Source organism: Buttiauxella ferragutiae (assembly GCF_022637515.1).
GTDB classification, from domain to species: Bacteria; Pseudomonadota; Gammaproteobacteria; order Enterobacterales; family Enterobacteriaceae; genus Buttiauxella; species Buttiauxella ferragutiae.
The window spans coordinates 4,453,177-4,470,880 of record NZ_CP093332.1; the positions used below are offsets into that span (position 1 = coordinate 4,453,177).

Sequence of the window (17,704 nt, forward strand, 5' to 3'; positions counted from 1 at the left end):
TTAAACTGTTATGCCAGCCACTGGCCTTGCTCTAGTTCGAGTAGCAGCAACATGGTCAGTGCCTGTGCATAAGGAACCGGTGCGATGGCAATGTCGCAGTAGTATTGGTGGTCATGCCCTACCATGGTTCCTTTGGAAGCCCCGAGAACGATGCCGTCCTCGTCGATGCGCTGCCACACGGCATGGGCTGCCCGCAGGGCTGGGGCAATGACGCTGTCATCCAGCAGACCCAGCCGCACGCTGCGCAACATGCCGTAGGCGATCCCCGCCGTGGCTGAGGATTCTTGAGGTGAATAAGGGTCATCCAACACCGTGTGCCACATACCGTTCTCAGCCTGCAATGCACACAGAGAACGCACCTGGCGTGACACCACCTGGGTTAAATAGCGTCGTACGCCAGCATCCAGGTGGTCGCCCATCAGATCGATGAATTCGGGGATGGCAACAGTGATCCACGCATTCCCTCTCGCCCATAAAACTCCGGCAAAATGGTGTTTTTCGACGTAGGTCCAGCCGTGATACCAAAGTCCACTTTTGGGTTCGCTCAGGTAACGGGTGTGCAGCAGGAATTGATAGACCGCCTCGTCGATCAAATCCTTTCGCTTGAGCACGATCCCGGCAGTGCCGAGGAACAGGCAGGTCATGAAAAGGGTGTCATCCCAGAGTTGGCCGGTGTTGGGTTGCTCCTTCACTACGTGCTGGAATCCGCCCTCCTCGGTTCTTGGCAGATTAGCCAGCAGATCATCAGCCCAGGCGTTCACCGTTTCGCGTAGATCGTCGCGGCCGCTGTGACCCGCCAGCAGCGCCAGGGTGATCATCGGAGCCGTGGTGTTGATCTGCATCGCAGGCAGCCCTTTGCGGATCTGCCCTTCGTACCAGGCCAGCAGAGAATCCTGAAGTTCGACATCGTCTTTGTGGCTGGCGTAGCGCCAGAAACCATATAGCCCAACGCCAACCTCCCACTCCCACTGCTCAAACTGAATCGCCAGGCCTTTACTGGCCGTCAGTTCACCCATGCCTTTCAACTGGCAGAAACCGTGAACGACTCGCTCCAGGGTTGGGATCAGTGCTTGTTGTTTCATTGTGCTTCTCCACTCCAGGTAACAATGGGATCGCATCCTGCCGCGTCGGGGAAACGGTGTACGACGCCCTCAATCAGGCATTTACCCTGCCAATCGAGGCGCATGAGCTCGCCTTGCGCCGTACTGACAACGGCCTGCTGGTCTTCAATACTGACCACCAGTGTTTCCATGCGCTGGCAGAACGCCGCGAAAGCTGCGTCGTCGCCATGACCGACTTCGGTAAACCAGGCGACGTGATGCGACTGGGCCCGATATTCATTGCCCGCGGTCATTCCAGTGGTGACCGCGTTTAGCGGTGCCGAGCAGCCAATCACAGCAAAGGCATTACCGGCGCGAACCAGACAAGTCCGAGGCAATGTGATCACCTGTTCGAAGGCATCTGCTGGCAGGTAGAGGTGAGTCCAGGGGAAGGCGGTATCTGCGGGCAACTGCCAGAACTGGAGAGCGCGATTCTCCACCTGCATCAGTTGTGGCAGCACGCCGTTGCCAGACCAATATGAAGGGCGCTGCTCGCCACCGGGTTCTGCTTCACCGGGGTGATTGACCCAGAATTTGGCGTCGTGATGAGTGGCAAACTGCACGTCCATCAGATGTTGCTGATGGCCACGCTGGCCGGGATGGTGGTTAATGCAACTTGAGAGGCTAACGCCCGGCTCTTTCCAGACAACAATATTGCCGCCGCCCGCCTGGTAGAAGGCTGAGAGCGAGCCTTGAGACAGCCTTGCGTAGCTGTCGGCGGCGACCGGTGGCTGATAGTCGCTGGCACAAAAAAGCGGCAAGGAAGCACATTTGCGGTTATACCAGCCGCCGCCCCAGGCAACATTTCCGTACGCTGACAACTCAGTGAGCACACCTGCCAACAGCTCTTTTTCGTAGACGCGGCCCATGGTGCCTGCGGCAATCCCATCCTGGTAATGCAGGGAACTTAGCAGCATCAAGCGATCGATCAGTCCCTTAGCACGCTGACGCACCCAGGCATCTTCCGCCAGTTGATAGAGCGCAAACAGGCCAATGTAATCGACCGGATAGTAAGGAGCTGAATTCCACTCGACGAAGCCGTACAGTTCGATGGCATCGAACCACTGCGCCAGACGAAGAGCGGCGATAGCACGCTGCTCTTCGCCACTACGCCCAGACGCCAGGAACAGCTCATTAGGGAACATCTGGCCTGCCAGATATTGGGCGGTATGGAAGCAGAGGGTATGGTTCTCACTCCAGAACCACATGACGTCATTGCCTTGCTCGTCCATCCAGTAGCGATAGCCGAGGATTGAACTGCGCACTCGTCGCCATAAAGCCGCCGGGAAGTGTTCGCCATTGTGCTCGCGCCAGATCCACAATAGCGGAACCAGAGAAAAATCTGAGCAATCTTCGCGGGCGCTGATCCGCTTTAAAGTGTCGAGCAACAGCCGATCGGCTTCGGCTGTTGTTTCACCACATTGCAACATGGCGAGCAGGCGAGAAGTCCGCTCCATGCCATGCCGGGCGGTGTGACGCAACGCTTTCAGTTTGCGCTCATCGAGGCTGGTTGAATGCTCAGCATGGCCAGGCGACGGTATGAGGTTGACACCAAAACTGCGGGTAATCGAAACGCCCGCGCAACTGATGCGCAGCACAATTTGATAGTGAGCGGAACCAATCTCCGCGGGCAGAGACAGAGTCAACAGCTGACCGTCCGGCGTGGCAGTGCCGAAATCCACCTGACGCGGGGTAAAATTGTCATTACCCATGCCGTGGATCTCACCCGACAAACTAACCGGTTGCGTCGGTGCATTTGCGCCGAGCCGAATCCTTACCTGGTTATCCCTGGCCGTGAGTTCCGGGCGCATAGCGCCAGCAAACAGGCTCAATTCATCAAGCACGGCGGCATCAGTTTGCGGCAATGAAACACCAAGCGGTACGCAGCCCTGGTAGATAAAACGCAGCGCAAACACGGTATCGCGTTCAAACAGCTCTTCCAGGTGGATCAGCAGGGTATTTTTACCCGCCTGCAAGGGAAGCATCAGCTCACAACTTTGCATTTTGTTGCGGGAGAAAGGAGTGAACTTGGCGACGGCCTGTTCATTGCACCATAGGCGAGCCCCACCACAAGTCGATAGCTGAAAAGGGTAACTGCCCGCTTCCGTAGCGTGTAGCTCCAACTCCAGCCAACGTTGCACATGGAATGGCACGCGCTGGAAGGAGGAAAAGGAAACCGTGTCGCTTTCACCCGTGTAACTCACATGGGTACGCGCAATGGCCTCACTCAGTTCAACGGTGCGTTCAGCCATCTGCTGGCGAAAAATACGCCGACAAAACGCATCTTCTTGCGGCCCGGAGCCATTCTGGAAGCGGTAATCCATAGCCATATCCATGGCTTCGCCAGCGAAAAATTCAGCGAATCGCTCCTCACGAGGAGGAGAAACACAAAAACGGGTCAGTGCTGTATTTGGCTCAAGCACCCAATTCCCAATGTCCATACAACTGTCCTTGAAGCCATTAGCACCCATCGAGTGCTAGTAGAGTTAAATAACCTGACTTCCCCCTTTCCTGTATTCCAGAAAGGGGGAAGCAGCTTGATGAAGGTGAAAACATGGTTCTCAATAAACTAATAACTTATTTCACCGAGAATTATTGTTATAACCAACACAATTAAACTACGCGCTAAAAAACCATGCGCTAAAAAGCCACGCACTAAAAAATAGATGCACTCCATGCATTCACAAAATCTATTAATAGTGTGATTGATTCATTGTTAGTGAAGCAGAGATAAAATTAGAAGACGTATTCAATCCCGACGCGCCAACGCCACTGCCAGTCATTTGGGTAAGGGCTATTGTCAGAAGGGTCGTTATATGACACATAACCAATTTCGGTATATGGCCGCCAATTTTTATTAATTGGCACACGAATTGTTACGTTATTAAGATAAGAGTACTCTTCACCCTTAAAATCAGGGTAATCAAGTTTCTTATATTCGAAGTCATAGGCGATAGACCATCTTTCCGCATTATAGCCAAGGTAATAGTTCAGCTGGAAATAATGGCCATTATCTTTATTGACATCATCCGTATAGTTTCTCTGCCCAACACGGAAACGAGCGGCAGTATAAAAATTTTCGTTGAACCAATACGTTGGTTTAACATGAACTCGCAAATCCTGCACGGTATCAGTGATCTCGGTATTAAAACCGGCTTCCCACCACCATGTATCATTAGGTTTGGCAAGATAACTCAAATCATATTCAGTACCGGTAGTGTGGAATTCGTCGAAAGCGCCTTCCCCTTCACCACCATTGGTAAATTTGGACTCTACACCAAAGCCCCAACCATTATCGAAACGATGCGAAACAACCAATCGGTCGCTTTGCTGTTCCTGTTTTTCCAGAAACTCGTGGCGATAATTCAGGCTCCATGCGTTAGCATTCATGCTGGTTAACACCGAACAAACGGCAATAGCGGCACATGCGAATTTTAACTTCATACCTTTCGATCACTCTCCTGTGAAACGGCAACTAACAATGACCCACGCCAGAAAACGTGCTCTATGGCACTTAATGTGGAATGGGTTCATGGGGTCGTATTGAGCGCGTAAAATTGCAACGAATGGGTCAGAGGCACAGTAGTGGCATAGATTTAAAGTACCGCCATAACCTATTCAATTAAATCACAATATTTTTTCAAAACAACGGTTTTAATATACTGTCACGTTGTTTCATTTTCAACGATGGGAGTTTGTCGCATTAAAAAAATGAGAGCCAGCTTCAAATTCAATAAAATGATTTTCTTTTTTTTGTTTAATAATAAATTTAATTTTAAATGAAATAATTAGGGGCGGAAATAGAGAGGCGAAAATATCGCCTCTTTTATTATTTCGAACTGATCATCGGCATAACCCGCAGCGTCATTTCAGCAAAGTCATTAGCGTGAATTTTGTGATGGTTAATATCGTAAGGAATGGGTTAATCGCGCAACCAGCTATCATGAATCAACATCACCTTGTCATCATCATTTTTCATCATTTACCTGGCACTTAATGCCAGCATTTCTTCAGCAACTTTTATCGCAACCGAAACGGTTGGGTTGGCTGCCAGTAATGTGGACGCTTGAGTTTTATTTGCCGCATCGCTGATAAAAGCATCGAGATTTTCACCAGCCATTCTGATATCAGCATCGGATTCCATTAGCGCCAGATTAAGGGTGACAAAATCACCGGGGTTTTCCGGCCCGTATAACAATATTGCGTTATCGGGAACAACGGCCAGTTCATAAACTTTCACGTTTCCAGAATCAAAGCGCTGATAATTGACACGAGCTTAACCCTCTCTTTTATCCGTGGCGATGGCAATAATGTAAGGCTCGCAATGCATGGCGAAAGGATCCATCGCTTGGCGACGCCGCTGAGTGATGAGTGAAATGGCTATTTTGCAAGGATGTGAGGACAAATGATAAAAAATGACAGGTTAAACCACAGCCAAAATAGCCATCACACGCTATTTTGGCTGTACTAATAATTAACTACTGCACGACTTGAATTACCTCTTCAGACTCTTTATGGGCGTTCACGTCTGCGCTGTTTAGCCATAATGCTTTTCGGCCAAACGTCTGATACATTTCCAGTTGATCGCGATAGTGCTTCGCAGGCGTTCCGTCTGGAGCGATAAAGCCACTTTGGCCAGGTGCAACCACATCCCACGCTTGCACTTCATCTCCCTTCGCACCAAAAACAATCATGTCGTTTTCAGTACCACGGTTTTGGTATTCCGCCTGATGCACCGCTTCATCGGCGTTGGCCTGCGGCACGCCAAAGAAGTTATTCGCTCTAAAGGTCAGCGGCATCGCCGGAGTTTTCCAGCTATCAACTTGAGTGCCATAACGTTGTGAGAGCTGCTGCCAGCTATCCTGCAACGCATTTCTGATCAGTTCATCCGATGGTTTTCCACCAAAAAGATCAACCGTTTGCGGGATTGGTGAACGCGTTCCTTGCAATGCCTCATACAGAATTTTGGCTCCGACACTGATATTCAGTGAGCCGGTTGGGCCATCCTGTGTGGTTTCATAGCCGCTGGCGCTGTACCACTTATTAAATGGTGCAGGCACAGCGGCAACAAGCGTTTGTTTCAGCATGCTGGTCAGCCACGCGTTCAAAATTGCTGACCCCGGATGCTGATAAGTTTTGCCGTCGGCATTCATTTGATTGTTGCCATCCCAATTTGCGAGGATCTCCGCAAGCTGGCGACGCGGATCGTCAGCTGGTAACGCTTTAACCGCCTGTTCGATAGAAGGCAGGAAGAGGCGCAGATTCAGATCCTGGCGGCTGGTTTTGGCAATAATATCCCATGCCTGCTCATGCGTGAGTTTCGGCTGTGCGTCGATCAATTTTTTTATCTCATCGACACGATCGGCGCTCCCCCACAGGAAAGCAAAAAGATCCGAGGCCGGATAACCTGCTTCTGGCGCATTATTCCAGTTTGCGATGTAACCCGATTTCGGGTTGTAGATTTGCGGATTGCTGGAGAACGGCAAAATCCCATCCCAGTCCCATTCACCGGTTCCAGGAACAGGCAGGCGTGGGTCGTGCCCAGGTTTACGCTGCGGATACGCACCAGTGTGAACATAGCCGATATTCCCCTGTTTATCCGCGTAATACCAGTTGATGGTTAAAGCCTGATTTGCCGCCTGTTTCGTCCATTGCGTCCAGTTTGTCGCCTGCATTTGATGCGTCCACGCCAGCAATGAAGCGACTTCTTTTCCCTCCCAGGCTCGAGATTTTGCGTAAGCCGTTGAGGTTTGCGGGTCGTTTTTGATGACGTTGCCGTGTACCGTGCGATAGATCGTGAACGAAACCGGTGTCCCGCCTTTAACGTTGATCGTTTCACTGCGGCTAAGCATTTTCACCCACTGCCCGTGACGCTGATAATAATCAGGGCGTTGAGGATCAAGTTTTTCCGCAAAGATATCGACGTCATCGCCAAAACCGGCAGTCGATCCCCACGAGATGCTTCCGTTATGCCCAAACACCAGGCCCGGATAGGCAAATGGCGTGTTCCCGACCACATCGTATCCAGCGCCATGCAGGCCGATTCCATAGGTGTAAGCCGGTGCGTACCAGCCAAACTGCGGCCCGTTAACCATAATGGATTTAGCGTCTGCCGCTTTTTTCTGGCCGATCACCCACATGTTACTGGTGGTTGGGTAGCCCGCCAGCCCATTTGCGCCGCTGTGAGCAAACTGTTCGCCAATTACTTGCTGATTTTTCTGATGAGTTAGTGTGAGTAAAGCGCCATCATTGCCTTTTGCCAGGCGCTCGAACATCGGAGGAGTATGGTCGAAACGCGGTAAGTTATAAGCCAGTTGCATGGCCTGGTTTGCCAGTTTGAACGGATAACGATGTTCTTCTGGTTCGATAGTGGTTGAGGCTGAAGGGTTCACTAACCATTTGATTTGGTTAAATACCCCCATCCCCTGCTTGTCACCGTATTTATCTTTCAGCGCGTTAAACAACGCCAGGTTATCAATTTCGCTGGTGCTGTCTGAAAAACGGTTAGCCATCGTGCCGACAAAAATCATCGCGACATCGAAAGGCTGCCAGTGTTGCGGTTTAAAACCCAGTGTCGAAAACTCTTTTGGCAACAACTTTCCAGGCTCGGCGTTAACCTTATCAATCCACGCATTCATACCATCAGCATAACCCTGCAAAACAGCTTTTTCTTCAGCAGGTAAAGCATCAATTTGGGCATGAATGCTGGCAGGCCAATAGTTCAGCCGAATGTCTTTATCAAAATTGAGAAACTTGTCACCCAGCACTTCCGCCACCGTACCCTGAGTACTGCGACGTGCCATTTCCATCTGAAAAAGCCGGTCCTGAGCCACAACATAGCCGTAGCCATAAAACAGGTTGTGGGTGTCGTTGGCATAAATGTGCGCAACACCATACTCGTCGCGAATGATTTTTACGTCTTTGCTTTGTTCCGCAGCCAACACTTTCGCGCTGTACAACACAGCTACTCCTGTCAGAAAGCAACTCACAATAATGGTATTTTTATTTTTCATTGTATCCTCTTACGGGTGAAAGACTCGCAAAAGGATACTAGCAACAGAGCTGGCAATATCCATTTCAACAGAACAGTTTCTGATGAAATCGTGAGCGTGGTAACTAAATTAATCATTCATATTTTTATCTTTAATCAAAAAATATGAATCATTAAATTTGACATAAAGCACAAAGTTATGTCGATTCGCTTCGTATCGCACTTGAGTCTGGTGGGCTATATATTTGGTGGAGCAATTGACGGAAACTTCCCCATGATGCGGCTTACGATGATCCTGCTCGGCATTGATTTTTTGCGTTCCCACTGGCGTGGGTTGCGTCGTTTCGGTTGGATTACGCTTATTGCCGGAATAGTCATTTTTCTTGATGCCCTGGATGGCTCGCTCTATTTCCCTATCGAGCCATTCGCCTGCCTGCTGCTGTTTGAAGGTGCTGCGACATTGATGGTCGCGCATAGCGGTATGGGTGGGCAACGCATTCTGCGCTACGTTAAAGGCGCGGCATTTTCCCTTGCGGCGCTGTTGATTCTGGCCGGTCATCACCACGGTAACTTCGTGTTATCGGTGATCTTTGGCTTGTTGTTTTTCTTCGACGGCACTCTGCAAATCGCTTCAGCTGTGGTGGTGCGTTATCGCCGATGGCGGCCCGCTTTGTGGGGGGGCATTGCCGAAATTGCGCTGGCGATATTTTTCTTCCAGCCCTGGCCGTCAAACTATGAAGGAACGGTTCCTTATTGCCTCGGGTTAGGCCTGGCATTTGCGGGCTGGAACCTGTTTATTCTCGCCATGCGCGTTAAAAATGCCGCTGAGAATCCGGGTCTTAAAGGTTCAGTATTTATGGCAGAAGCCGACCATCTTCCGCCTGACGTTGTGGAGTGGGACGGCCCACCGGACGATGACGAAAGAGCGCTGACGGTTCACGTCTGGACACCCGTCGGATCCGCCGCAGGAGAAGCGATCCCCCGTCCGGTGATCAGCCGTTATATCGCAGCGGTCGATCGCAACGGCGTGATCTCGACTGGTCACGCCGCACTGGAATCTCCCGGCGGGGTTTATATCAGCCTCTATCCTGCTGAGCTTATCGACCAGTCGCCAGATGAGTTTGCCCGCCTGCTGCGGGCTACACCTGAAAACAACGTACCGGGGATTTTCCAGCCGGATTACGCAACGGAATCCGCAAAGTGGTGCCCATCCACAAGAAAAGTACGAATCCGTAATTACAGCGAAGCACGGCTACAAGCGTTTTGGGAAAGCTATCGCCAGAATGAGTCCTACAATTTGACCTATCGAAACTGTTCGAGCAGCGTGGCGCGGGCTTTGGAAGCGGCACTTGAGGGGGCGGTCGGCAGGCTTTGGCAAAAACGTGGTTTCTGGATGGCGATGGGAAAACTGATGTCGACGCCGGAACTTTGGGTCGCACTGCAACTGCGTAAACGGGCTGAAACCATGGCGTGGACGCCAGGCCTGGTGCTGGATTACGCTCGCGCACTGAGTATGCTGGCCGATCCACGTCCAACCGGTTGGTTGAATACCAGCGGACGGGCGCTGAAAAAAATGCTTCAGCGCCGCGTCGCCTGGGGAAAAGGCAAAAGCGGCGAGGAAGTTACCGAGGATTAATGTTAAACATCAGCGACTAATTTCGCCGCCGCCTTGCGGTGCCGGGATATCAGATCCGGCACATCCAACCCGACGATATTGCCGTCGGTCACTCGCCATTTACCGCCAACCATCACGTGTTCTGCCCTTTCTGCACCGCATAACAACAGGGCTGAAATCGCATCGTGGCTGCCACTAAAGCGGAGTTCGTCCTGAGCAAACAGCGCCAAATCGGCCTGCTTCCCGACGGCAATTTCGCCAATATCGCTACGCCCAATCAGTTTTGCCGAGCCACGCGTCGCCCAGCCTAACACTCTGTGCGGAGTAATCGCTTCAGCGCCATAACGCAGGCGCTGTAAATACAATGCTTGCCGCGCCTCGTACATGATGTTTGACGCATCGTTTGAAGCGGAACCATCAACACCGAGGCCAACTGGCGCACCGGCATTTTCCAAATCAACCGTCGGGCACATGCCTGATGCGAGACGCATATTTGAAACCGGACAATGACAGACACCGACTCCCGCTCGCCCCAGGCGCTGAATTTCACTCTCATTAAAATGGATGCCGTGGGCAAGCCAGGTTCGGTCATTTAGCCAGCCAACACTTTCCAGATAATCCACGGTACGCAAGCCAAAACGTTGCAGACAGAAGTTTTCTTCATCTATGGTTTCAGCCAGATGCGTATGCAGCCGCACGTCCTCTTGCTGCCCAAGTTGGGCGCTATCCCGCATAATTTCAGTGGTCACAGAAAACGGCGAACATGGAGCGAGCGCGATTTGTAGCCACGCCCCTTCCCCGCGCTGATGGTAACGTTTAATCAATCTTTCGCTATCACGCAGAATTGTCCCGGCCTGTTGTACTGTGTGGCGAGGAGGCAACCCACCGTCATCTTCACCCAGGCTCATCGAGCCGCGCGTTAATACGGCACGCATGCCAATTTCGTTCACCACATCAACCTGCACATCGATGGCCTCCTCCATGCCCTGCGGGAAAAGGTAGTGATGGTCCGTTGTGGTTGTGCAACCGGAAAGCAGCAGCTCAGCCATCGCCACTTTACTGGCCAGCGCTAAAGCTTCGGCATCAAGCCGCGCCCAAACCGGATAGAGTTGTTTTAACCAGGGAAACAGCGGCACGTTAACCACCGGTGCCCACGCTCGGGTCAGAGTCTGATAGAAATGGTGGTGTGTGTTGATAAGTCCGGGTAACAAGACAAGTTCGCGAGCATCAAACACAGAGTCACATGGAACTGCGGGCTTGCCACCCAGGGGAATTAATTCACGAATGATTGCCCCTTCGATCACTACGCCACCTGCGGCGTCTTGCGAATTGGCGGTAAAAACTGCGCGGGGATTTTTGATCCACAAACGTTGGTCAGACATATCTGGCTCCTGAATATTAAAAAGTGAAGGAAGCCAGCTCAGTTATGGCCTGTCTGCTGATCCAGGCATTGCGGGGGCAATTTTGCCATTCTAACAGGAAACTGACGGGGCATCGTCGTATGGCTGTTATCAGGCAGGTGAAAGTGTTAAGGATTAACGAAAATGGGCTTCGCGGAACACGCAGGCGAAGCCCAATATTTGCGGATAATTATTTGCTAATTACTTTGCTGCTACTGCCGGTTTTGCAGTATCAGCCGCTTTAACCGTGATTTCAGGCACTTTGCCAAAATCCAGTTTGGTTGCATTCAATTTAGTGGTCAGGTCAGCGGTGACATCGAGTTCCGGCGCAACCGAAACTGCAGTCTGCATAGGCATAATGGCAGCAATTTTCTTTTCAGTGCGATAGGCATCAGTTGCCTGTTTTACCGCTGCCAACACAACCTGGCGTGCGGCGCGTTGCTGACCTTGCCATTGCTGAGCAATAATTTTTTTATCTGCCTGGCGCGCGGCCGCGACTTTATCTGCAGGCAGCGTGGCATAATTCTTTTCTGCCAGTTGCAGGCCTTTATGCAGATTTTCATTTACTGCTTTGAGATACGCTTGTTCTTGCTTAACCAGACCTGAATCCAGTGCGACCTTTTCCACATTAATAAATTTCATTTCAACTTCTCCAGCTTGTTTCGCATCGCAACCAACCAGCAAGGTACCAGCAACCATTACAGCGATTACGGCACCCGTCATCTGACGCATTAAATTTCGTTTCATTTGATACTAATCCCTGTAGGAAATTAAAATATAATCACCGGCTAATTCATAAGTCATGAATATACATCGCCATCATTATATTTGCGCACCACATAGTAAAATAACCAATATCTTAAACCAGCCGCTATAATAGTGATTATCAATATAAAATTAAACCCGCAATCCAGAATTGTATTTAACCAACCATGTTTAAACGGCGAGCGGTTTCATAATGTTCAACCCAATAACGGTTCGCCAGAGAAGACATGGTGACACCGACACTGCTTGAGGCGTGGACAAACTGGTTATCGCCAACATAAACACCGACATGGCGCATCCCCGGCGACGTTCTAAAAAAGACTAAATCACCCGGCTCGAGTTTTTCTTTGCTGACAGGCTGCCCATTTTTTATTTGCTGCGTTGTGGTTCTCGGTAATGATTTATGGAATGAATCGCTAAATATATGCTGCATCAGTGCAGAACAATCGACACCTTGATGTGTCGTACCGCCAAGGTGATAACGCGTTCCTTTCCAGTTTGAAAATTGTGCCAATATGGCAGACTTAATACTATTGGTATTACCGTGATCATCATTCTTTATATAGTTCCCTTTTTCAGAGAACACATCTTTCTTGGCAAGCGACTGGCTTGCGATTGATGCAAATTCCTTTGGCATATTAAAAGCAAAGGAATTTGCACTAAAAATAACAGGAATAATAAACAAAGTTGCGGCAATTAATTTTTTTAAACGAGGCATAAGAAATATCTTTCATCTACTGGCAAATACAGCGAAACAAGCCATTGCTGATTTTTAGCAATGGGACGAACAACTCCTTTTGGGTGAGCAAATAATAACCGCTGTATGAAATTTAGCCACGAGAGAATCGGTCTATTTTTAGACTTCTATTTTTTTTATTTTAAAAACAGCCTGATACTGAGTCAGGCTGTTTGGCATGGGGCTTACACGTTATGGAGACTGACTTCCGGCCGCTGGTAATGCGGCCAAACCAGTGCCACCAGCGCTGGGTAAGCATCCTGGCTGAACTCATCAAAACACTGCCGTAAGTTCAGCACTTCGATGTCAGCAAAAGAGACTTTTTCACCCTCAGTGCAACGTTTTCTGAGATTGTCGTAATAGCGATAGATAGCGGAATTTAAATCGCTGCATCGCCGTTGGGCACTAAAGAGTTTGGGATCGGCGCTAAGCATATCGATACTCATACGCTTAATAGTGGCGTGGTTAAAATCTGCATATTCATGGCTTACTCGCCAATAATAATCAGGGGTGATTTTTAAAATTAATTTCGCAAAGTAATCTTCATGTTCATCACTCTGCGAGAAATTTAATTTAGGGGAAGCCTGAGGGATGGGGTTGACGCTGGAATGGGATTTTTCACGCATTAGCATCAATACGCCGCACAGCAACAATAGTATTAATACAATTGAATAAAAGACACTTTGCATGGGGACTCCTGTTTTTTTTATAGTAATTTTGAGGCAAAATGTTGTCAACGCTATTCTTGGTGACTACGCATCTCATTCTATTGATATAACAGGATATTTATATATGTTACCTAAAAACATGGTACCAGGAATGCTTCCTGCTATGCAGGTTGCATTTATACCATTAGCAGAAGATAGCGCTCTAACACTAAATCCCCAGGATAATATTTTATCGCTCGAGAAAACGGTTCTTAGCGCAAATCATTACGCTGGGCAGGCGAAAAATACTCTGCTTGAAGAAAGCGACCGACATTTAAAAGACCGATTATTTTGCGCGCTTAAAATTGAAGCGCTGGTCACCGTATTAAATGAATTAATTGAGCAAGAAAAGATCAGTCCTGCCGACCTGCAAATGCTAATAGAAGATAAAGAATTGCAGATAAGTCACCATTCACAGCAAATCTGGGTCAATCAACTCACCCAGGAAAAAAGCTGGCCGATGTTTTATTCACTGGACGAGTAATCTCAATGTCTGAAGAACTTCCTGAGGTTCTGCACAGTTCCGATTCACCTGTGGGTGCAGAATCCGATAACACCTTATTACGCGAAAATATTGCAGCACTAGTGCAGATTAAAAATGGAAATATTGCGCGCTTTACCCAAAGCCAGCTCAATATCACCTCGGCACTGGTTGAACAGAAATGGCATAACCGCCACCAGATCTTTCCCTGGCGGGTAAAAGAAGAAGTTTACGGAGCGGTGCTCTGTGAAATCATCGCCCACCAGCCGCGGTGGAAAAACGAGATCCTTGCCCGGCTTGAAGTGGTTTATCAGAAACTAAGAGATGAAGAGGCGCAAAGTTTGTCGTGCACGCGTGCGTTGCTGGAAAACAACTACAAAACTCCGCATTTGTAAGGCGTTAAAGTATGCTCGCCTTCACTAATAATTTCGGTCACATCAGCCTGCTCACCGATCCGGACTTCACTCACCCGGTCAAATTTACTCTTGTCGATCAACAGCAAGGACTGTGCTGATCGCTTGAGCAACATCGTTTTATATTCGGCATTCCAGCTGCGCGTGTCCCATAACGTTCCGTCGCTATCCACCCCCTCGCAGGAAAACAGGAACAAGTCGATATCCATCGATTTAAGATGCGCTGCCAGCGGGGCATTGATATAGCAGGCATATTTGCGCTGGAGAAGACCGCCAGTGCTAATCAGCTTAATATGCTCGCGCCTGGATAACGCCTGGCAAATACGTTCACTATTGGTGAAAACAGTGAGAGGAATATCTGGCAGTAATCGCGCCAGATACCAACACGTTGAGCTGGCATCCAGTGCAATCACCATGCCCGGCACAATCCAGGCCAGAGCGCGATGAGCAATATCCGCTTTGCTATTGAGATGGCTTTTCAGGCGGGCGGTGAAAGGATCACCGCTTTCGTCTGCGCCTCGATTAATGCGCTTTGCCCGCCCATGTTGGCGAACAATTTTCCCCTGCTTTTGTAGTACACGCAGATCGCGCCGCACAGTTTCCTGGCTCACGCCTAATAACTGCGCCAGCTGTTGTGTGGTCAGATTGTTGTACTGCTCGACAAGTTGAACCAGTTGCTGGTGGCGTTCGGTTTTCATTAGCGCGTGTCTCCTGGCAATGCCCGAGATTAGCCCAGCAAAACCATTCGTGCCAGGCGAAACACGGAAATCGCCAGCTGTCGCTCATTCGCTTTATGAAAAAGCGGCCTGCTAGTTTAACCAGCAGGCCGCTCTATATATGTGATGCGATGGAGAGAAAGGAAAATTGATGCTTATTGGGTTTTCGTGACTTCTTGCCCAACCAGGCCAATCTTCAAATACCCTGCCTGATGCAGCGTATCCATCACATTCATCATCGTTTCGTAATCAACTGATTTGTCGGCGCGGAAGAAAATCGTGGTGTCTTTCTTGCCTTCTGTCGCAGCAATCAGAGCATTGACCATGCTCTCTTTGGTCACTTCATCGTTGCCGATAAACATCGTGTGATCGGCTTTGACAGACAGGTAGACCGGTTTTTCCGGACGCGGCTGCGGCTGGCTTGAAGACGCGGGAAGGTTAACCTTCACATCGACGGTCGCCAGCGGCGCTGCCACCATGAAGATAATCAGCAATACCAACATGACATCGATAAAAGGTGTCACGTTGATTTCGTGCATTTCACCGTTATCGTCGAGATTTTCGTTAAGACGCAAAGCCATGGGATCAACCTACACGCAGTTTCTGAGCGGTACGAACCGGGCGAGCAAGAGAACTGGCTGCTAAATCGAGGTCACGGCTTTGCAGCAGTAAAACCTGAGCAGCAACGTCGCCCAGAGAAGCTTTGTAACCGCCAATCACCCGAGCAAATACGTTGTAGATAACAACCGCCGGAATCGCTGCCACCAGGCCGATAGCCGTGGCCAGCAAGGCTTCGGCAATACCTGGTGCAACAACAGCAAGGTTAGTAGTTTGTGACTGTGCGATACCAATAAAGCTGTTCATGATGCCCCAGACGGTACCAAACAGACCGACAAATGGGGAAATGGCACCAATAGTCGCCAGGAAGCCATTACCGCGCCCCATGTGGCGACCCACCGCCGCAACTCGACGCTCAAGGCGAAAACCGGTACGCTCTTTAATACCTTCGTTATCTTCGCTACCTGTGGAAAGCTCAAGCTCATTTTGCGCTTCATTGATAAGCATCGTGCTCAGGCTTTTTGCATCAAACGTTTCGGCCATTTCGCTGGCTTCATCCAGAGAGCGGGCATTAGCTAAATGTTGTTGTTCACGCTTCAGACGGCGCTTTTGCGACATCAGCTCAACACTTTTGCTAAAGAAGATTGCCCAGGTGACGACAGAGGCCAGAATCAGGCCGATCATCACAATCTTTACCACGATGTCAGCATGCTGATACATGCCCCAGACAGAGAGATCTGTCTGCATCAAATTATTCGTCACTCTTACTCTCCACCGCGAAATAATACTAAAACTGTGCGCAATAATATCAAAACGACATCGAATTGATAGTAGTTCTCATTAGTATTTAAAGAGTGCCTTAAATTGTCCATGGATTCCTTGCGTTTACGCAGCAAAAGCATGATAAGTTAGTTTTGGACATCCAGATGGTTAAATAGGGCAAAGTGAACATGACTGACAAGCACATTGAAACGGCGCTGGTTAATGCCGGGCGCGATAAAAAATTCACCCAGGGTTCGGTTAACAGCGTCATTCAACGCGCGTCATCATTGGTTTTTGAAACCGTCGAAGCCAAAAAACAGGCCACGGAAAACCGCGCGAAAGGCGAGCTGTTTTATGGTCGCCGTGGCACCCTGACCCACTTCTCGTTGCAAGAAGCCATGTGCGAACTGGAAGGCGGTGCGGGTTGCGCACTTTACCCTTGCGGTGCCGCAGCCGTCGCCAATGCGATTCTGGCCTTTGTCGAACATGGCGATAATGTGCTGATGACCGGCTCCGCCTACGAACCCAGCCAGGATTTCTGCACCAAAATCCTCGCTAAACTCGGCGTCACGACCACCTGGTTTGACCCGATGATTGGCGCAGGCATTGCCCAACTCGTGCAACCCAATACTAAAGTTGTATTTCTGGAATCGCCTGGTTCGATAACAATGGAAGTACATGACGTTCCAGCCATTGTTCAGGCGATACGCAGCGTGGCCCCTGACGCCATCATCATGATCGATAACACCTGGGCGGCGGGCATTTTGTTTAAAGCGCTGGATTTCGGCATTGATATTTCAATTCAGGCGGGAACCAAATACCTGATTGGCCATTCGGATGCGATGGTCGGAACAGCGGTATCAAACGCCCGCTGCTGGGATCAGTTGCGTGAGAACTCGTATCTGATGGGGCAAATGCTGGATGCAGATACTGCTTATATGACCAGCCGTGGTTTGCGCACATTAGGCGTGCGTCTGCGTCAACATCATGAAAGCAGCCTGAAAATTGCCGAATGGCTGGCGCAACATCCGCAGGTTGAGCGCGTCAATCATCCTGCATTGCCCGGCAGCAAAGGCCACGAGTTTTGGAAACGAGACTTTACAGGGAGCAGCGGCTTGTTCTCATTTGTGCTTAAAAAGCGTTTGAATAATGACCAGTATCAAAGCTACCTGGACAATTTCAACTACTTTAGTATGGCCTATTCATGGGGCGGATATGAATCGCTGATTCTGGCCAACCAGCCAGAAGAACTCGCGGAGATTCGCCCTGCCGGGGGAATAGACTTCACCGGAACGCTGGTGCGTGTTCATATCGGGCTGGAGAATGTGGACGACCTGATTGCCGATCTGGACGCAGGTTTCCAGCGTATCGCCTAAAATTGCCAAATGTGGACACCGCAAAGAACAGTTTTTTTGCTTTCATGGTGATTTGTTGAGCCTGTGATCAAGGTGTCGCAGGCC

At 49.8% G+C, this 17,704-nt stretch carries 16 protein-coding genes; 4 read left to right on the forward strand and 12 right to left on the reverse strand.

What is annotated here, in order from left to right; all coding sequences use genetic code 11:
• Positions 1-8: 8 nt before the first annotated feature.
• From bglB to MNO13_RS20530, 5 genes are all read right to left on the reverse strand, one after another.
• A complete protein-coding gene (gene bglB, locus MNO13_RS20510) occupies positions 9-1,082 on the reverse strand; it encodes a beta-galactosidase BglB (RefSeq protein WP_064540030.1) in 1,074 nt (357 codons plus the stop codon).
• Complete coding sequence (locus MNO13_RS20515) at positions 1,079-3,541, reverse strand: hypothetical protein (RefSeq protein WP_241939191.1); 2,463 nt, start codon at positions 3,539-3,541, stop codon at positions 1,079-1,081. The genes bglB and MNO13_RS20515 overlap by 4 nt, the downstream gene beginning before the upstream one ends.
• 295 nt (positions 3,542-3,836) lie before the next feature.
• Positions 3,837-4,544, reverse strand: coding sequence for an oligogalacturonate-specific porin KdgM family protein (locus MNO13_RS20520; RefSeq protein WP_064540034.1), 708 nt, complete (start codon positions 4,542-4,544; stop codon positions 3,837-3,839).
• A gap of 538 nt (positions 4,545-5,082) precedes the next feature.
• Positions 5,083-5,340, reverse strand: coding sequence for a hypothetical protein (locus MNO13_RS20525; RefSeq protein ID WP_064540036.1), 258 nt, complete (start codon positions 5,338-5,340; stop codon positions 5,083-5,085).
• Between the two features lie 238 nt (positions 5,341-5,578).
• Entirely contained in the window at positions 5,579-8,113 is a 2,535-nt protein-coding gene (locus tag MNO13_RS20530) for a penicillin G acylase (protein WP_121814324.1), read from the reverse strand.
• A gap of 252 nt (positions 8,114-8,365) precedes the next feature.
• Between MNO13_RS20530 and MNO13_RS20535 the strand changes: the two genes are divergently transcribed.
• Complete coding sequence (locus MNO13_RS20535; protein WP_241939192.1) at positions 8,366-9,727, forward strand: HdeD family acid-resistance protein; 1,362 nt, start codon at positions 8,366-8,368, stop codon at positions 9,725-9,727.
• Between the two features lie 2 nt (positions 9,728-9,729).
• On the opposite strand, the gene MNO13_RS20540 is transcribed toward MNO13_RS20535, so the two are convergent.
• From MNO13_RS20540 to MNO13_RS20555, 4 genes are all read right to left on the reverse strand, one after another.
• Positions 9,730-11,088, reverse strand: coding sequence for an 8-oxoguanine deaminase (locus tag MNO13_RS20540; protein WP_241939193.1), 1,359 nt, complete (start codon positions 11,086-11,088; stop codon positions 9,730-9,732).
• Positions 11,089-11,307: 219 nt separating this feature from the next.
• Positions 11,308-11,853 carry an OmpH family outer membrane protein gene (locus MNO13_RS20545; protein ID WP_064540044.1) on the reverse strand — a complete coding sequence of 182 codons (546 nt, stop codon included), beginning with the start codon at positions 11,851-11,853 and terminating at the stop codon, positions 11,308-11,310.
• Positions 11,854-12,028: 175 nt separating this feature from the next.
• Positions 12,029-12,589 (reverse strand): NlpC/P60 family protein, encoded by a 561-nt coding sequence (locus MNO13_RS20550; protein ID WP_121814327.1) that lies wholly within the window; start codon positions 12,587-12,589, stop codon positions 12,029-12,031.
• A gap of 203 nt (positions 12,590-12,792) precedes the next feature.
• The gene (locus tag MNO13_RS20555) at positions 12,793-13,296 is read right to left on the reverse strand and encodes an ESA_00282 family adhesion-associated protein (RefSeq protein ID WP_133522735.1); all 504 of its coding nucleotides are present in this window, start codon (positions 13,294-13,296) and stop codon (positions 12,793-12,795) included.
• A gap of 103 nt (positions 13,297-13,399) precedes the next feature.
• Here MNO13_RS20555 and MNO13_RS20560 point away from each other — a divergent pair, with 103 nt between their 5' ends.
• Both MNO13_RS20560 and MNO13_RS20565 read left to right on the forward strand, forming a co-directional pair.
• Entirely contained in the window at positions 13,400-13,798 is a 399-nt protein-coding gene (locus MNO13_RS20560; protein ID WP_064540049.1) for a hypothetical protein, read from the forward strand.
• 5 nt (positions 13,799-13,803) lie between these two features.
• Positions 13,804-14,190 (forward strand): cytoplasmic protein, encoded by a 387-nt coding sequence (locus MNO13_RS20565; RefSeq protein WP_241939194.1) that lies wholly within the window; start codon positions 13,804-13,806, stop codon positions 14,188-14,190.
• Here MNO13_RS20565 and fucR read toward each other — a convergent pair.
• The 3 genes from fucR to exbB all read right to left on the reverse strand — a co-directional run bounded on the left by fucR (position 14,169) and on the right by exbB (position 16,244).
• Positions 14,169-14,906, reverse strand: coding sequence for an L-fucose operon activator (gene fucR / locus MNO13_RS20570; protein ID WP_064540053.1), 738 nt, complete (start codon positions 14,904-14,906; stop codon positions 14,169-14,171). The two genes, MNO13_RS20565 and fucR, sit on opposite strands and share 22 nt — an antisense overlap.
• A gap of 173 nt (positions 14,907-15,079) precedes the next feature.
• Positions 15,080-15,505 (reverse strand): TonB system transport protein ExbD, encoded by a 426-nt coding sequence (exbD, locus tag MNO13_RS20575; RefSeq protein WP_064540055.1) that lies wholly within the window; start codon positions 15,503-15,505, stop codon positions 15,080-15,082.
• Positions 15,506-15,509: 4 nt separating this feature from the next.
• Positions 15,510-16,244 (reverse strand): tol-pal system-associated acyl-CoA thioesterase, encoded by a 735-nt coding sequence (gene exbB / locus MNO13_RS20580; RefSeq protein ID WP_121814329.1) that lies wholly within the window; start codon positions 16,242-16,244, stop codon positions 15,510-15,512.
• 188 nt (positions 16,245-16,432) lie between these two features.
• Here exbB and metC point away from each other — a divergent pair, with 188 nt between their 5' ends.
• Positions 16,433-17,620 (forward strand): cystathionine beta-lyase, encoded by a 1,188-nt coding sequence (metC, locus tag MNO13_RS20585; RefSeq protein ID WP_241939195.1) that lies wholly within the window; start codon positions 16,433-16,435, stop codon positions 17,618-17,620.
• Positions 17,621-17,704 lie beyond the last annotated feature (84 nt).

Coding starts and splice junctions, on each gene's coding strand:
- MNO13_RS20545 (WP_064540044.1), bottom strand. CDS start 11,853: ATGAAACGAAATTTAATGCGTCAGATGACGGGTGCCGTAATCGCTGTA.
- MNO13_RS20540 (WP_241939193.1), bottom strand. CDS start 11,088: ATGTCTGACCAACGTTTGTGGATCAAAAATCCCCGCGCAGTTTTTACC.
- exbD (WP_064540055.1), bottom strand. CDS start 15,505: ATGGCTTTGCGTCTTAACGAAAATCTCGACGATAACGGTGAAATGCAC.
- metC (WP_241939195.1), top strand. CDS start 16,433: ATGACTGACAAGCACATTGAAACGGCGCTGGTTAATGCCGGGCGCGAT.
- MNO13_RS20535 (WP_241939192.1), top strand. CDS start 8,366: ATGATGCGGCTTACGATGATCCTGCTCGGCATTGATTTTTTGCGTTCC.
- bglB (WP_064540030.1), bottom strand. CDS start 1,082: ATGAAACAACAAGCACTGATCCCAACCCTGGAGCGAGTCGTTCACGGT.
- MNO13_RS20515 (WP_241939191.1), bottom strand. CDS start 3,541: ATGGACATTGGGAATTGGGTGCTTGAGCCAAATACAGCACTGACCCGT.
- MNO13_RS20550 (WP_121814327.1), bottom strand. CDS start 12,589: ATGCCTCGTTTAAAAAAATTAATTGCCGCAACTTTGTTTATTATTCCT.
- MNO13_RS20530 (WP_121814324.1), bottom strand. CDS start 8,113: ATGAAAAATAAAAATACCATTATTGTGAGTTGCTTTCTGACAGGAGTA.
- MNO13_RS20555 (WP_133522735.1), bottom strand. CDS start 13,296: ATGCAAAGTGTCTTTTATTCAATTGTATTAATACTATTGTTGCTGTGC.
- MNO13_RS20560 (WP_064540049.1), top strand. CDS start 13,400: ATGTTACCTAAAAACATGGTACCAGGAATGCTTCCTGCTATGCAGGTT.
- MNO13_RS20565 (WP_241939194.1), top strand. CDS start 13,804: ATGTCTGAAGAACTTCCTGAGGTTCTGCACAGTTCCGATTCACCTGTG.
- fucR (WP_064540053.1), bottom strand. CDS start 14,906: ATGAAAACCGAACGCCACCAGCAACTGGTTCAACTTGTCGAGCAGTAC.
- MNO13_RS20520 (WP_064540034.1), bottom strand. CDS start 4,544: ATGAAGTTAAAATTCGCATGTGCCGCTATTGCCGTTTGTTCGGTGTTA.